This window comes from Pandoraea soli (assembly GCF_902459595.1).
Lineage (GTDB): Bacteria > Pseudomonadota > Gammaproteobacteria > Burkholderiales > Burkholderiaceae > Pandoraea > Pandoraea cepalis.
This window is the reverse complement of record NZ_CABPSG010000002.1, coordinates 444,811-459,251: the sequence shown is the minus strand read 5'-3', so window position 1 is coordinate 459,251 and position 14,441 is coordinate 444,811. Positions and strand designations below refer to the sequence as shown.

The window sequence follows — 14,441 nt, the reverse complement described above, 5'->3', positions numbered from 1 at the left end:
ATAAGGACTTCGTGATGCCGACTCTCTCCGATGCGACACGTCAGTACCGCCATCGTCTGATGCAAGACCTGATGGACCGCGCGCGCGTCGACGCGCTCGTGTTCACCGCCGCCGATTTCTTTCAGTGGGCCACGAACTTCCACGTCGATGTGCAGACGTGGGAGCGCCCCATCGCCGTGTGCGTGCCGCGCAACGGCGAGCCGTTCGCGGTGATGAACGAGCTGTCGACGCATCACCTGATGATGGCGCGCGAGCGGGGCCATCTGTGGCTCGATCTCGATCGTGTCACCCTTTACGCCGAGCATCCGCGCGTGACCCAGCGCCAGCCGCTGCTCGCCGATGTGCCCACGCTGATCGCCGACACGCTGCGCGCCGCCGGTCTGGCGGGCTCGCGCATTGGCGTCGATGCGGCCGGTGGCCCGCTGGCGCGCGCCGGTGGCCTGCTGGCCGACGCGAAGCTCGTGCCCATGCTTGCCGAGATGCGCGCCCTGCGCTGGGTCAAGCACGACGAGGAAATCGCCATCATGCGCGCCGCCGCCGAGTTGGCCGACTGGGTGCAGGACCGGTATCGCGAGAACATTCGTCCCGGGCGTCTGGTGCAGGAACTCGACTACGCGATGGCCGCGCTGATGGTCACGGAAGGGGCCAAGCGCTTCCCCGGCGAAAACCTCGAAGTGATGCGCTGCTGGACACTGTCCGGCCCCGCCTCGGCCTCGCCGCATGGCGATGGGGCGTCGTGCGGGGCGCGGATCAATGCGGGCGACGGCATGGTCAACATCGTGATCCCACGCCTGAACGGTCTCGTGATCGAGAATGAACGCACATGGTTCTGCGGCAAGCCGTCGAGCGAGCAGGCGCGCTACTACGAGGTCGCGCGCGCCGCCAATGAAGCCGCGGTGAACGCGGCCGTGACCGGCAAGCCCGTCTCGGGGATCGACGCTGCGGCGCAGGCCGTCATCGAGAAAGCCGGGTGCGGTGAGTTCATCCGACATCGCACGGGCCACGGCATGGGCATCATCGGCCACGAGTACCCGGACGACATGGCGTTCAATCATCGTCCGCTGCTCGCGAACGAGGTCTATTCGGCCGAGCCGGGCATCTACGTCTACGGTCTGGGCGGCTTCCGTCTGGACGACTCGGTCGTTACCGGCGACACCCCCGTGATGCTCACTCGCACGCCCCGTACGCTCGCCCACGCCACGATCGATTGACGATTGAAGGCGCGCGAGTCACGGTTGCCCGCTGACCCGGGCAACCTCATACACACCATTCTGGAGGAGAGGTCATGGAGTCGATTCTGTTGTCGAATTGTGCGCTGCTCGACCCGGTCAAGGGCGAGTTGCGCGAAGACCACGCCGTACTGATCGAAGGCGGACGCATCAAGGAAGTGTCGGACAAGCCGATTCGGGCGGCGTCGGCGCGCGAGATCGATGCCCACGGGCGCACCGTGATGCCGGGGCTGATCGATCTGCATGTGCACGTGCATGCCACGCAGCTCAACCTGGCCTCGCAAGCCCATCTGCCGAACGTGCTCGTCACGCTCCGGTCGGTGCCGATTCTGCAGGGCATGCTGCGGCGCGGCTTCACCACCGTGCGGGACGCGGGCGGCGCGGGACACGCCATCAAGCAAGCGGTCGAAAGCGGGCTGGCCGAAGGGCCGCGCCTGTTCGTGTCGGGCCGCGCGATCAGCCAGACCGGCGGACACGGCGACGGTCGCGCGCGCACCGACTACCTCGGCACCGACGGGCCCTGCCCGTGCTGCGTGCGCGTCGGCGCCCTGTCGCGCGTGGCCGATGGCGTCGACGAGGTTCGACGCGCGGTGCGCGAAGAGCTGCAAATGGGCGCCGACCAGATCAAGATCATGGCCTCGGGCGGCGTGGCCTCGCCCACCGATCCCGTTGGGGCCTGGGGTTATTCCGAAGACGAAATCCGCGCCATCGTCGCGGAGGCGCGCGGGCGCGGCACCTATGTGCTCGCCCACGCCTACACGGCATCGGCCATCGAACGCGCCGTGCGCTGCGGCGTGCGCACCATCGAACACGGCAACCTCGTCGACGCCCCCACGGCCCGCTACATGGCCGAGCAGGGCGCTTACGTCGTACCCACGTTGGTGACATACGACGCTCTCGCGAACGAAGGCAAGTCGCTCGGGTTGCCCGACGACAGCGTCGCGAAGATCGCCAACGTTCATGCGGCGGGCCTGCGTTCGCTGGAGATCTTCCGCGAGGCCGGTGTGAAGATGGGTTACGGCTCGGATTTGCTGGGTGAGTCGCAGCGCCTGCAAAGCGACGAATTCCGTCTGCGCGCCGAAGTGCTCTCGCCGGCGGAGATTCTGCGCAGCGCGACGGTCATCGGCGCCGAGGTGCTCGGGCAGTCGGGCCAGTTGGGCGAGATCGTGCCCGGCGCGCATGCCGACGTGCTGATCGTCGACGGCAATCCGCTGGCGTCGATCGATTGTCTGCTCGGCCAGGGGGAGCGGATTCCGATGGTGATGAAGGGCGGTAGAATCCACGCTTTCGCGCTGTAGGCCCCATGCGCAAGGGCCCCGACAGCTAACCCTTCCGTGGAGAATCGATGGATTTCCGGCACATCGACGCCTTTCGGGCGCTGATGCTCACGCGCACGACCACCAAAGCGGCCCAGGTGCTTGGCACGTCGCAGTCCGCGGTCAGCCGTCTCGTGGCCGATCTCGAACGCTCGACGCGTCTCACGCTGTTCGACCGCGCGCGCGGACGGCTCGAACCGACGGCCGAGGCGTTCGCGCTCTTCGAGGAAGTCGAGCGCCGCTATGCCGGCCTCGACAACATCCGCGAATTCGCGCTGAATCTGCGTAACCCCGACACGGCCGTCATTCGCGTGGGGTCGGTCGTGTCGTTCGGCCTGGGCTTCTTTGCACGCGTGATGGCCGGCTATCGGGCGTTGCATCCGAGCGTGCAGCTCGCGCTGACCACGGGGGCCTCCGATCTCATCCGCGACCAGGTCGTCACGCATCAGCTCGCGCTCGGCCTCGTGACCAACACCATCGACGTGGCCGCGACCGATGCCGTCTCGTTCGCCAAGCTCGACGCGATCTGCGCCCTGCCCGCGGGGCACGTCCTCGCGCGCAAGAAGGTGATCCGTCTGGCCGATCTGAAGGGGCAGCCGATCCTGTCTTACGAGCCGACCGACATGGTGCGCTGGGGCATGGATCAACTTTTCGCCGAGGGCAATCTGCATCAACAGGTCGTTGCCACGGCCCGCTACTCGGTCAACATCGGCACGATGGTGAAAGAGAACGTCGGCATCGGGTTGCTGCACCCGGTGTCGGCGTACGACTTCCTCGACTCCGATCTTGTGCTGCGACGTTTCGAGCCGTCGATGCCATTTCATACGCTGCGCATCACGCCTCGCGCCGCGGCCCCCAGCGCGCAACTCGACGATCTCGTGCGCGTGATGGAGACCACGCTGGAGGATGTCATGCGAGCCGTGGAGGCGCGGATGAAGCGCTGACGCGGCCGATCTGGGTGAGCCCTCGACCGACACTGCCGTACGCTGACCTCGCGCCGCCATAAAAAATATCCCCCATCGTTATCAATTGAATAACGCGGGTGCCTCAGAGACTGACTCGGCACGAGGCATCGAGCGCAGCCCGCGAGCCCGACAGCGAAACGCCGGGATGCCCACTCATGGGTCTTGCCAAGCAGACGGTTAAAGCTCTAGTGGTGGACCGGTACCGAGGCGGAATAGAGGTTCATTTCGTCCGAAATAAATCTACAAATTTCGGACGATCTCTTGTCATTTGTCCGAAAAAAGTATACAAATATCGGACAGGAGGGATAATGTCCGCACTCAAATCCCACATTTCAGCCCTGATCGAAGCGGCTGAACCCGGACAAGTTTGGGTACCGACCGACTTTGCGCAGTTGGGCAGTCGTGATGCCATCGACAAAACCTTGCAGCGCATGGTGCAGGCGGGAGAATTGCGTCGCATCGACAGAGGCCTATATGACAGGCCCAAGGTCAATAGCCTGACCAAACGTCCAACAACGCCGGATTACCGTGCCGTGGCTGAAGCCATTGCCCGCCGCGATCACCTGCGCCTGTTGGTAGACGGCATGACCGCCGCCAATGACCTCGGCCTGACCCATGCGGTACCAGCACGTGTCATCATCCATACCGACACCCGTCGCCGCGCAATTCAGCTGGACAAACTCATCATTGAATTCAAGCAGACAGCACCCAGCCGTCTTTACTGGGCGGGGCGTCCGGCCATGCGTATCGTGCAGGCGCTGCACTGGTTGAAAGACACTTTGACTTCTGAACGTTCTCTTATCCTGACCAAGCTGACCCACGTGCTGGCCGACCCTATTCACGGCGATGCGCTCCGCCAGGATCTGCTTGAAGGTTTCAACGCGTTGCCGGCGTGGATGCAAAGTCTGGTCCGTGAACTTCCCGGATGTGACCCGCAGACCGCGTCGACTGCAACACCTCAATCACCCAGTGATGAAAAGCCACGGTCTGCGCGACGCCGCTCGGCCAAACACGTGGAGGTCCGTTGAATCCATCATTCCATTCCGTCATCACCGCCAGCGATGCCGAGCGGCGAGACTTGTTTCTTGGCGCCTCGGCTCGCCTGGGTACAGCGGTTCAAAACATCGAGAAGGATTTCTGGGTCTGCTGGACGCTGGATGCGCTGTTTAACGGTCTCGAAGCGAGTGGCCCCCGCCTGCTGTTCAAGGGCGGCACTTCGCTCTCCAAAGCCTTTGGTCTCATTGCCCGCTTTTCCGAAGACATTGACATCACAGTGTTTCGTGATGACTTGGGGCAGAGTGCCGAGATTTCCGACCTGGACGCATTGAGTGGCAAGAAGCGCCGTGCACGTCTCGATGCCATCCGCGATGCATGCCAGGCTTACATTGCAGGGCCATTAACCGCACAGTTCACTCATCTCGCGGCATCGGTCATTCCTGAGGAGCGTTTTCGGCTGGCGCCCGATCCCGACGACAAGGATGGTCAGAGCTTGCTGTTCTGGTATCCCGCAGTCACGGCCACCGCTGGCGACTACATCCGCTCAGCCGTCAAGATAGAGGCAGGCGCCAAGTCTGCACTCGATCCGCATGTGGCGGCCTCCGTCACGCCCTACGTCACACAGGACCTGCCAGATTTGGATTTGACCGTGACGAATGTGACCACTGTGAAGCCCGAGCGCACCTTCTGGGACAAGGTCATGATCTTGCATGGACTACGTCAATGGCATGATCGGCGCGGCGAACTGCGACACGGCGGACAACGTGTCTCACGCCACTACTATGACGTGCATCAACTGATGCAGGCGCCGTGTGCAGCCGCGTGGCAAGTCGATCACGCGTTGGCGATCGACTGTGCTCACCATGCGAGGTTGTTCTTCGGTAGCGCCGATCTGGGGCTTGATATTGCAGCGCCCGGTACGTTTACGCTGGCGCCAAGTCCGGCGATGCGAGAGGCGCTGGAAAAAGACTATGACGCAATGGCTGGCATGGTCTTCGACGACGTTCCCCCACTCGACGCGGTGCTGCGCAGCGCGGAACACTTCGAGCAGATCGTCAATGCCGCTGCAATGGCCACTTAGTTTCTAATTCTCGCGGCCGTGGAAAACGAGAGCATTACCCCCAGTAATGCCGGGCACCAGCGTACCGCGCGGCTCTACGGCCTGCGCCTGGGGTTGTGCCGCGTCGACGGCGGACTTTGTCAGTTCGATCTTCGCCGTGATGACTCCTCAGAAAGCGCAGCCTATGATGGACGCACCTACGGTATTGATAAACCTGCTGTATCCGGTCTTTGCGCAATCCAGCGAAGTACCGGGCTGGAGTCATGGTGAAATAAAAAAGCCCGCCGAAGCGATCGCCGGCGGGCTTTCAGTGCATTTCGCATTTCCGGAGGGCATCGCCCTCCCGTGCCTTACGACACGATCGTCTGCGCTTCGCCTTCCTTGCGCTCGCGGATCGTGCCCAGACGGTAGACCGTCTCGCCCGACGCTTCGAGATGCTTGACGGCCGCGTCGGCGTCAGCCGCCGAGACGATCACCGCCATGCCGATACCGCAGTTGAACACGCGGTGCATTTCGGCGTCGGCCACCTTGCCATGCGCCTGCAGCCACTGGAACAACGGCGGCAGCGTCCAGGCGTCTTGCTTGATGTCGGCCGTCAAATGGTCTTGCAGCACGCGCGGAATGTTCTCGACGATGCCGCCACCCGTGATGTGAGCCATGCCCTTGACCGGCAGCGACTGCATCAGCGCCAACAGCGGCTTGACGTAGATGCGCGTCGGGGCCATCAGCACGTCGCGCAACGGTTGGCCGTGAAAATCGGCGTCCAGGTCCGGCTTGGCAACGTCGATGATCTTGCGAACGAGCGAATAACCGTTCGAGTGCGCACCCGACGAGGCCAGACCCAGCACCACGTCGCCCGGCACAATGGTCGTGCCGTCGATGATCTTGCTCTTCTCGACCGCACCGACGGCAAAGCCGGCCAGATCGTACTCACCGTCCGGGTACATGCTCGGCATTTCGGCCGTCTCGCCGCCGATCAGGGCGCAGCCTGCCAGCTCACACCCCTGGGCGATGCCCTTGACGACGGTGGCCGCAGTGGCGACGTCGAGCTTGCCGCAGGCAAAGTAGTCGAGGAAGAACAGCGGCTCGGCACCCTGCACCAGAATGTCGTTCACGCTCATGGCCACCAGATCCTGGCCGACCGTGTCGTGCTTGTTCAGCGTGAAGGCCAGCTTGAGCTTGGTGCCCACGCCGTCGGTCCCCGAAACAAGCACCGGCTCCTTGTAGCGCTTGGGTACTTCGAACAGCGCGCCGAAGCCGCCAATGCCACCCAGCACGCCGTCGCGCAAGGTTTTTTTGGCAAACGGCTTGATCGCTTCGACCAATGCGTCGCCCGCTTCGATGTCGACGCCAGCGTCGCGATAGGAAAGGCCGGATGTTTCGTTAGGGTGTGACATGACGGGAATGCATCAAGGTTCGGTAAAATGCGATTTTACCCGATGCGCGTGCCCTTTCGGCATGCAAACCGGATATCGGATGCAAGCTGACGTCGGCTTGCCCTGTAAACCGTACTCCGCCAGCCTTTTGCCGGCTTTCCTCGTTCGTGATCCAGCAACTGTTTCTCGACCTCGGCACACCGCCGCCCGCCACGTTCGACAATTTCATTGTCGGGCCCAATCGCGAGGCGGCGCAAACGCTCGCCGGCCTGCCCGCCGAACTCTCGGCCGGCACGGCGCGCGATCGCGGCATCTACCTATGGGGGACGGCCGGGTCCGGCCGCACCCACCTGATGGAGGCCCTGTGCCATGCCGTCGGCCCGAGCGCGCGCTATTTGCGCCCGAACAGCCCGCTGGCCGCCTTCACGTTCGACGACGCGAGCACGATCTACTGCGTCGACGATTGTGACCATCTCTCACCCACCCAGCAGATCGCCGCCTTCAACCTGTTCAACGAGACACGCGCCCGCCCGCACTGTGCCTTCGTGGCCGCGGGCGCCCAGCCCCCTGTCGACATGCCGCTGCGCGAGGACCTGCGCACCCGCCTCGGCTGGGGTCTCGTATTTCACATTGTGGGACTCGATGACGACGGCAAGAAGCAGGCGCTGCAGAATGCCGCCCGCGAGCGCGGGTTGCAGTTGGCGACCGACGTGCCCGCCTATCTGCTCACGCACTTCGAGCGCGATATGTCGAGCCTCATGGCGTTGCTCGATCGTCTCGACCGGTTTTCGATGGAACAAAAGCGCGCGGTGACCCTGCCGTTGCTGCGCCAGATGCTGACACACACCGATCCGGCCACCCCCGAAGGGAAAAACTGACCGGTATCGCGTCGGTTCAGGTAAGCCGCCCTTAGCTTCAGGTAAAATTCGCGCAATGACCAATTTAGCCCTCTTCGATCTCGACCACACTCTGCTGCCCACGGACAGCGACAAGGAGTGGGGTCGTTTCCTCGTGCGCCAGGGTGCTGTCGAACGTGATTCGTACGCACAGGCCAACGAGGCGTTCTATCAGGATTACTGCGAAGGCCGGCTCGATATGCCGGCTTATCTGCGTTTCTGCCTCGCGCCGCTCGCGCGCTATCCGCGCGACCAGCTCGACGCGTGGCACGCGCAGTACATGGAAGAAGCGATCCTGCCGCACATTCGTCCCGAAGCGCTCGAACTGCTCGACACCCACCGTCAGGCCGGCGACCTGTGCGCGATCGTGACGGCCACCAACACGTTCGTCACGCGGCCGATCGCCCGGGCGTTCGGTATCGATCATCTGATCGGCACCGAGCCGGCGACCGCCAGCAACGATCCGAACGCGCGTTACACCGGCGACTATGTCGGTACGCCAAGCTTCCGCGAGGGCAAGATCACGCGCACCGAAGCCTGGCTCGCCAGCCTTGGCAAGTCGTGGCACGATTTCGACCACGTCTTTTTCTATAGCGATTCCGCCAACGACGTCCCCCTGATGGAGAAGGTGAACCATCCGGTGGCAACGAACCCCGATGAGGCGCTGCGCGACATCGCGCTGGCGCGTCGCTGGCCCATTCTCGAGTTGTTCCAGTGATCCGCAAACTCATCAAGAAACTGCTTGGCAAAGACAGCCAGGCCACCCTGCCCCCGACCGGCAAGCCGGTCGTCATTCCCGCCTCGGTCCACGGTATCGATCCGAGCCTGCTCTCGAAGAACGCCGTGCGCGTGACCGACACGCTGCAGCAAGCCGGATTCAAGGCCTTCATCGTCGGCGGCGCCGTGCGCGATCTGCTGCTGGGCATTGCCCCGAAAGACTTCGACGTCGCCACCAGCGCCACGCCCGAGCAGGTCCAGCGCCTGTTCCGCCGCGCGCGCATCATCGGCCGTCGCTTCCAGATCGTGCACGTGCAGTTCGGGCAGGAGATCATCGAGACCTCCACGTTCCGGGCGCTGGTCGATGCCGTCGACAGCGAGCAGATCGGCGCACGTCGTCCGAAAAAAGGCGAACTCGACCGCAAGACGCACGTCACCGACGAGTCAGGGCGCGTGCTGCGTGACAACGTGTGGGGCGAGCAGGAGGAAGACGCCGCCCGGCGCGACTTCACCGTCAACGCCATGTATTACGATCCGGCGGCCCAGACGGTGCACGACTATCACCATGGCTGGGAAGACATTCAGAAGCGTGTGCTGCGCATGATCGGCGACCCGACCACGCGCTACCGCGAAGACCCCGTGCGCATGCTGCGCGTGGTGCGTTTCGCGGCCAAGCTCGGCTTCAAGATCGACGACGCGACGGCCGCGCCGATTACGCAGCTTGCGCCACTCGTCGACAACGTGCCGGCGGCGCGTCTGTTCGACGAAATGCTCAAGTTGCTGCTCTCGGGTCATGCGTGGGCCTGCGTGCAGCAACTGCGAGAGCAGGGCCTGCATCACGGCCTGCTACCGTTGCTCGATGTGGTGCTGGAGCAGCCGTTGGGCGAGAAGTTCGTCATGCTGGCGCTCGCCAACACCGATGCGCGCATCCGCGCAGGCAAGCCGGTCTCACCCGGCTTCCTGTTCGCCGCGCTGCTCTGGCATCTCGTGCTCGAAAAGTGGCAAGCCTATCAAAGTGCGGGCGAATATCCGATTCCGGCGCTGCATCTCGCCATGGACGACGTGCTCGACGCGCAAACCGGCAAGCTGGCGATCCAGCGTCGTTTCGTCGCCGACATGAAGGATATCTGGGGCTTGCAGGTGCGTCTGGACAAACGCGTTGGCCGCACGCCGCTGCGCATGCTCGAGCATCCGCGCCTGCGCGCCGGTTACGATTTCCTGCTGCTGCGTTGCGAATCGGGTGAAGTCCCGGCCGAAGCGGGCCAGTGGTGGACCGATTTCCTCGAAGGCGACGCCGCGACACGCGACGCCCTGCTTTCCCAAGGCAGTGGACCGGGCTCCACCCCGGCCGCCAAGCGTCGCCGTCGGCGTCGCAAGCCGACGGGCGGAAGCGGTGGCGAAGGCTCGGGCGGCGATGAGCGTGGCGACGGGGGAAGCGGCAACGAGAGCACGACCAGCGAGAATCAGGGCAAGCGGGTATCATCGCGACAGCATGGTTCCGAAGGTGCTTCATGACTGTTGCCTACATCGGGCTCGGCGCGAATCTCGGTGACGCCCGCCAATCGATCAAGGACGCCATCGTCTGCCTGGCGCAGCAGATCGGCGTCACGATCATTGGCAAGTCTGACTTGTATCGCACGGCGCCCATCGAATCGAGCGGCGACGACTATCTCAATTGCGCCGTCGCCGTCGAGACAAGCCTGAGCGCTCATCAGTTGCTCACGCTGTGCCTGAAGATCGAGTTGCATTTCGGGCGCGAGCGACCGTACAAGAATGCGCCGCGCACGCTCGATCTCGATCTGCTGCTGTACGGCAACGAGTGCATCGCCGAACCCGATCTGATCGTCCCGCATCCGCGCATGGCCGCGCGCGCCTTCGTGCTGCGCCCGCTCGCGGATCTCGCTCCCGAACTCGACATTCCTGGCCTGGGCCGCGTCAGCGCCTTGCTGCCGGGCGTCGCCGACCAGCGCATCGAGCGCGTCGCGCAGTGCTGCTGCCCGACGAAGCGCGCCTACGCGTCATGAGATCGCCCGTGCTCGGGCGTTTTCGCTACCTGGCCGTCGAGGGCCCCATCGGGGTCGGCAAGACGTCGCTGGCCCAGCGCCTGGCCGATGCCGCCGGCGCCACAGTGTTGCTCGAGCAGCCCACGCTCAATCCGTTTCTCGAACGTTTCTATCGCGACAGCGCACGCTACGCGATGCCCGCGCAGTTGTCGTTCTGTCTACAACGAGTCGACGAAGCGACGGAAATTGCGCGGCGTGAGATCGACGGCAAACCGATCTTTACCGACTTTCTTCCCGAAAAAGATGGCCTGTTCGCACGCCTGACGCTCTCGACCGACGAACTCGACCTGTATCGCAAGCTCGTGGCGCACATCGAGCGGCCGCACCGGGCGCCGGATCTCGTGATTCATCTGCAGGCGAGCCCCGAGACGCTGTTCGCGCGCATTCAGAAGCGCGCCATTCCGATGGAACAGCAAATTCCCGATACGTATCTGCGCGCGCTGTGCGACATCTACGGCGAATTCTTCTATCATTACGCCGCTGCGCCGGTATTGACGGTCGACACCGAGCAATTCGACCCGGCGCATAACGACAACGACTTCGCCCTGCTGGTCGAACGCATCGATCAGATGCGCGGACGCAAGGAAGTCTTCGTCAAGGGCGCTCGCCCCTGATCGTCGCCCACGCCGCGCAGGCGAACGGGCGACACCTCATGAACCGAGGCTGACATGAGTTATCTGCAAGAATCCAACCGCAAGGCCGTGACCGTTCCCGGGCTTGCCCAGATGCGCGAGCGCGGCGAGAAGATCGCCATGCTCACCGCGTATGACGCGAGTTTCGCCGCGCTGCTCGACCGCGTGGGGGTCGACGCCATTCTGATTGGCGACTCGCTCGGCAACGTAATCCAAGGCCAGCGCACGACGTTGCCCGTCACGTTGCGCGACATCTGTTATCACACCGAATGCGTGGCGCGCAGTGTCGACAAGGCACTCGTACTGGCCGACCTGCCGTTCGGCACCTATGGCACGAAGGAGCAGGCTTATCAGAGCGCCGTGGCCGTCATGCAGGCCGGTGCGCAAATGGTGAAGATCGAAGGCGGCGCATGGCTCGCCGAGACCGTGCGCTTTCTGGTGGAGCGCAGCATTCCCGTGTGTGCGCATCTTGGGCTCACGCCGCAGTCGGTGCACGCGTTCGGTGGTTTCAAGGTTCAGGCGCGCGAAGATGCTGCGCAAACGCAGCTGATCGACGATGCGCGTACGCTGCAAGCGGCAGGCGCGCAGTTGGTCGTGCTCGAAGCCATTCCGGCCGCCGTCGCGGCGCGCGTCACACCGGAAGTGCCGACGATGCCGACCATCGGCATCGGGGCCGGTCCCGAATGCGACGGACAAGTGCTGGTGTTGCAGGACATGCTCGGTGTGTTCCCCGGCAAGTCACCGAAGTTCTCGATGAACTTCATGGAAGGCCAGCCGAGCATTGCCGCCGCCATCGAAGCGTACGTGCAAGCGGTCAAGCACGGCACGTTCCCTGCGCAAGCGCATTGCTTCTGAGCGAGCGGATACCCCCCACGCGCTGACGAGACGGCGGTTCGGGAACGCGCCGCTGCCTCTGTCCACGCTGATTTGCCACTCGTGCACGAACCTTCCACGATCCTGCCGCACCCCTTGCGCCCTCTTGCGCAATCGTTCCCCGCTCATCCCGCCATCGGCAGCGTCAACACGACGGCGAACCCCGCGTCGCGGCCCCACTCGAACGTCATCGTCCCGCCGTGCGCAAGCATCACCTCGGCCACCATCGCCAACCCCAGGCTCGCCCCTTCGCGTCCGTCGGCGCGCGATGAGAACGGCGTGCGCACCCGCTGCCACTCCGACTCGGGGATGCCGGGTCCATCGTCGAAGAACCGCACGCGCCATTGATCGTCGACGCGCGTCACATCGACGTGAAGCCGATGCGGTGCGCCATACGCCAGCGCGTTGACCAGCACGTTCTTGATCGCTTCGCGCAGGCTCAGGGCATCGCCGACGATCATGCAGGGCGTCGGCGGTGCGTGAAAGGCCACATCGATATCGCGTGTTGCATACGACAGCGTCTCGCGCATCGCCACCGGCAACAACGTCTTCAGATCGACCGGCGTGGGCGCCACGCTGTCGGCGCGATGCTGCACCATCGCGTGATTGATCAACTGGTGAATGAGTCCGCCCAGCCCACGCGCCTGCTTCTGGATGCGCGCGATATGCGCCTGACGCGCCGCCTCGTCCTGCGTCTGCGTGAGCATTTCCGCCTGCGCGGTGAGCGCCGTCACCGGCGTGCGCAATTGATGCGCGGCGTCGCCGATGACACGACGCATCAGCGCGCGCGAGGTGGCCAGCCGCTGCATGAAGTCATTGATTGCGCCGACGAGCGCCAGCGTCTCGGCCGGCGCGGTCACCGCCAGCGGCACGAGGTCGTTCGAATCGCGCGCCCGGATGGCCGCTTCGATCTGCTTGAGCGGCGCGAGCGCCTGACGCAGCGTCCACAACGCCGCGAGCATCGTCAGCACGCCGGTGGCGATGGTGATGAGCAACGTGTTGTCCGCCAGTCCGCGCGTGAACCGCACGCGTGCATTCTGCGTGTGCGCCAGCGCCACCACGGCCCACGGATGCGGCGCGCTCACCGGCATGCGACGGCCGACGATGGCGATGCGGATGGGCATCTCCTGATACGTGCCGTCGACCACGATCGGCCCGCCGGCCAGCTTGTCCCACGGAATATCGGGACGGAACTCCGAATCGCCCGCGACCGAGCGGCCGTTCGGATCGAGCACGTTGTAGAAGATCTGATCGCCCGGCGCGAGAGCGGAAAAGGCGGCGAGCGGCACGTCGACGTTGACCTCGCCATTCTGATACCACGTGTTTTCCGCGACCTGCAGCGCGCTGCCGAGCAGCCAGCGGTCGTACGCGCGGTCGACGGCCGCGCGCGTCGAGAACCAGATGCCGAGCAGCACCGCCGCCACGGCGAAGGCCAGCACAGCGCCCATGCGAACGACCAGCCGCAGATACAGGGAACGACCGGGAACGATCATGACAGCACGAGTTGATAACCCAGTCCGCGCAACGTGCGAATCTGGAATTGCGCGGCGGCCAGTTTCTTGCGCAGACGCGCCACATATTGCTCGATGGCGTTCGCGTTCGGTGCCGGCTCGTCGCCATACAGGCGATCCATGAGTTCGTCTTTGCCGAAGATGCGTCCCGGGCGCGCCGCGAGAATTTCGAGCAGCGTCACTTCGCGGCGCGTCAGTTCGATCGGCAGGCCATCGACCTCGACGCCGCGACTCTTGCGGTCCAACGTGAGGTTGGCGCATGTCAGCCGATTCGTGGCGTCCTGCCCGGTGCGCCGCATGAGCGCCCGCACGCGCGCTTCCAGCTCGCGAAAATCGAACGGCTTGGTGAGGTAGTCGTCGGCCCCGAGATCGAGCGCACGCACGCGTTCCTCGATCTCCGCGCACGCGGTGAGCATGAGCACGCGTGTGGACAGGCCGCGCTCGCGCACGCGTCGCAGCAACTCGAAGCCATCGATGTGCGGCAGCATGACGTCGAGGATCAGCAGGTCGTAATCGTCGCCGATGCGTGCCGCGGCGGCCGCGCCGTCGGTCTCGCAATCGAGCGCGTGGCCGAGCCTGCGCAACTGGGTGGCGATCGCTTCGGCGACATCGGCGGTGTCTTCCACCAGCATGATGCGCATGGTTCCTGGGTCTCCTTCGAGGATTATCGTGCGGCGGCCGGCATTGTCCGGCGGCTACCCGCGATGTTCACGGCATTCTCGCGGAAATCGCGGGCAACTTCCTCGGGGTTTCCCCTGAATACGGGCGTCGCGAGCCCGGCATGTCAGCTTCGCTACAGCTTCGCTG

The 14,441-nt window shown here is 64.3% G+C and carries 14 protein-coding genes and 1 pseudogene; 11 read left to right on the top strand and 4 right to left on the bottom strand.

The window, feature by feature from the left end; all coding sequences use genetic code 11:
• Window positions 1–14 precede the first annotated feature (14 nt).
• The 5 genes from PSO31014_RS06055 (at window position 15) to PSO31014_RS06035 (ending at window position 5,587) form a co-directional block, all read left to right on the top strand.
• Window positions 15–1,211, top strand: a complete 1,197-nt coding sequence (locus tag PSO31014_RS06055; protein ID WP_150550767.1) for a M24 family metallopeptidase — start codon at window positions 15–17, stop codon at window positions 1,209–1,211.
• A gap of 74 nt (window positions 1,212–1,285) precedes the next feature.
• Window positions 1,286–2,527 (top strand): metal-dependent hydrolase family protein, encoded by a 1,242-nt coding sequence (locus tag PSO31014_RS06050; protein WP_150550766.1) that lies wholly within the window; start codon window positions 1,286–1,288, stop codon window positions 2,525–2,527.
• A 47-nt stretch (window positions 2,528–2,574) separates the two neighbouring features.
• Entirely contained in the window at window positions 2,575–3,489 is a 915-nt protein-coding gene (locus PSO31014_RS06045; protein WP_130026873.1) for a LysR substrate-binding domain-containing protein, read from the top strand.
• A gap of 329 nt (window positions 3,490–3,818) precedes the next feature.
• On the top strand, window positions 3,819–4,538 hold the full coding sequence (locus tag PSO31014_RS06040) for an AbiEi antitoxin N-terminal domain-containing protein (protein WP_150550765.1): 720 nt from the start codon (window positions 3,819–3,821) through the stop codon (window positions 4,536–4,538).
• Window positions 4,535–5,587, top strand: coding sequence for a nucleotidyl transferase AbiEii/AbiGii toxin family protein (locus tag PSO31014_RS06035; protein WP_150550764.1), 1,053 nt, complete (start codon window positions 4,535–4,537; stop codon window positions 5,585–5,587). Before PSO31014_RS06040 ends, PSO31014_RS06035 begins: the two co-directional genes overlap by 4 nt.
• 48 nt (window positions 5,588–5,635) lie before the next feature.
• On the opposite strand, the pseudogene PSO31014_RS22610 reads toward PSO31014_RS06035, so the two are convergent.
• Both PSO31014_RS22610 and purM read right to left on the bottom strand, forming a co-directional pair.
• Window positions 5,636–5,728 (bottom strand): annotated as a pseudogene (locus PSO31014_RS22610) (Arm DNA-binding domain-containing protein); the annotation flags it as partial.
• A 188-nt stretch (window positions 5,729–5,916) separates the two neighbouring features.
• Complete coding sequence (gene purM / locus PSO31014_RS06025) at window positions 5,917–6,963, bottom strand: phosphoribosylformylglycinamidine cyclo-ligase (protein ID WP_150550763.1); 1,047 nt, start codon at window positions 6,961–6,963, stop codon at window positions 5,917–5,919.
• A 146-nt stretch (window positions 6,964–7,109) separates the two neighbouring features.
• Here purM and hda point away from each other — a divergent pair, with 146 nt between their 5' ends.
• The 6 genes from hda to panB are packed head-to-tail and all read left to right on the top strand — an operon-like array spanning window position 7,110 to window position 12,105.
• Window positions 7,110–7,820 carry a DnaA regulatory inactivator Hda gene (gene hda, locus PSO31014_RS06020; RefSeq protein ID WP_150550762.1) on the top strand — a complete coding sequence of 237 codons (711 nt, stop codon included), beginning with the start codon at window positions 7,110–7,112 and terminating at the stop codon, window positions 7,818–7,820.
• A gap of 55 nt (window positions 7,821–7,875) precedes the next feature.
• On the top strand, window positions 7,876–8,556 hold the full coding sequence (locus PSO31014_RS06015; RefSeq protein WP_150550761.1) for a histidinol-phosphatase: 681 nt from the start codon (window positions 7,876–7,878) through the stop codon (window positions 8,554–8,556).
• Window positions 8,553–10,070: a polynucleotide adenylyltransferase PcnB gene (gene pcnB, locus PSO31014_RS06010; RefSeq protein ID WP_150550760.1), complete on the top strand. Its 1,518-nt coding sequence runs from the start codon at window positions 8,553–8,555 to the stop codon at window positions 10,068–10,070. The genes PSO31014_RS06015 and pcnB overlap by 4 nt, the downstream gene beginning before the upstream one ends.
• Window positions 10,067–10,579 carry a 2-amino-4-hydroxy-6-hydroxymethyldihydropteridine diphosphokinase gene (gene folK, locus PSO31014_RS06005; RefSeq protein ID WP_150550759.1) on the top strand — a complete coding sequence of 171 codons (513 nt, stop codon included), beginning with the start codon at window positions 10,067–10,069 and terminating at the stop codon, window positions 10,577–10,579. The genes pcnB and folK overlap by 4 nt, the downstream gene beginning before the upstream one ends.
• Window positions 10,576–11,232, top strand: coding sequence for a deoxynucleoside kinase (locus PSO31014_RS06000; RefSeq protein WP_174976408.1), 657 nt, complete (start codon window positions 10,576–10,578; stop codon window positions 11,230–11,232). The genes folK and PSO31014_RS06000 overlap by 4 nt, the downstream gene beginning before the upstream one ends.
• A 54-nt stretch (window positions 11,233–11,286) precedes the next feature.
• Window positions 11,287–12,105: a 3-methyl-2-oxobutanoate hydroxymethyltransferase gene (gene panB, locus PSO31014_RS05995; protein WP_130026877.1), complete on the top strand. Its 819-nt coding sequence runs from the start codon at window positions 11,287–11,289 to the stop codon at window positions 12,103–12,105.
• Window positions 12,106–12,248: 143 nt separating this feature from the next.
• On the opposite strand, the gene PSO31014_RS05990 is transcribed toward panB, so the two are convergent.
• Together PSO31014_RS05990 and PSO31014_RS05985 are read right to left on the bottom strand one after the other, a co-directional pair.
• The gene (locus tag PSO31014_RS05990) at window positions 12,249–13,616 is read right to left on the bottom strand and encodes a sensor histidine kinase (RefSeq protein WP_150550758.1); all 1,368 of its coding nucleotides are present in this window, start codon (window positions 13,614–13,616) and stop codon (window positions 12,249–12,251) included.
• A complete protein-coding gene (locus PSO31014_RS05985) occupies window positions 13,613–14,275 on the bottom strand; it encodes a response regulator transcription factor (RefSeq protein WP_017232029.1) in 663 nt (220 codons plus the stop codon). Before PSO31014_RS05985 ends, PSO31014_RS05990 begins: the two co-directional genes overlap by 4 nt.
• Window positions 14,276–14,441 lie beyond the last annotated feature (166 nt).

What these genes read in the sequence shown, in the direction of transcription:
- PSO31014_RS06055 (WP_150550767.1), top strand. Translation starts at nt 15, where the DNA reads ATGCCGACTCTCTCCGATGCGACACGTCAGTACCGCCATCGTCTGATG.
- PSO31014_RS06050 (WP_150550766.1), top strand. Translation starts at nt 1,286, where the DNA reads ATGGAGTCGATTCTGTTGTCGAATTGTGCGCTGCTCGACCCGGTCAAG.
- PSO31014_RS06045 (WP_130026873.1), top strand. Translation starts at nt 2,575, where the DNA reads ATGGATTTCCGGCACATCGACGCCTTTCGGGCGCTGATGCTCACGCGC.
- PSO31014_RS06040 (WP_150550765.1), top strand. Translation starts at nt 3,819, where the DNA reads ATGTCCGCACTCAAATCCCACATTTCAGCCCTGATCGAAGCGGCTGAA.
- purM (WP_150550763.1), bottom strand. Translation starts at nt 6,963, where the DNA reads ATGTCACACCCTAACGAAACATCCGGCCTTTCCTATCGCGACGCTGGC.
- PSO31014_RS06015 (WP_150550761.1), top strand. Translation starts at nt 7,876, where the DNA reads ATGACCAATTTAGCCCTCTTCGATCTCGACCACACTCTGCTGCCCACG.
- folK (WP_150550759.1), top strand. Translation starts at nt 10,067, where the DNA reads ATGACTGTTGCCTACATCGGGCTCGGCGCGAATCTCGGTGACGCCCGC.
- PSO31014_RS06000 (WP_174976408.1), top strand. Translation starts at nt 10,576, where the DNA reads ATGAGATCGCCCGTGCTCGGGCGTTTTCGCTACCTGGCCGTCGAGGGC.
- panB (WP_130026877.1), top strand. Translation starts at nt 11,287, where the DNA reads ATGAGTTATCTGCAAGAATCCAACCGCAAGGCCGTGACCGTTCCCGGG.
- PSO31014_RS05990 (WP_150550758.1), bottom strand. Translation starts at nt 13,616, where the DNA reads ATGATCGTTCCCGGTCGTTCCCTGTATCTGCGGCTGGTCGTTCGCATG.
- PSO31014_RS05985 (WP_017232029.1), bottom strand. Translation starts at nt 14,275, where the DNA reads ATGCGCATCATGCTGGTGGAAGACACCGCCGATGTCGCCGAAGCGATC.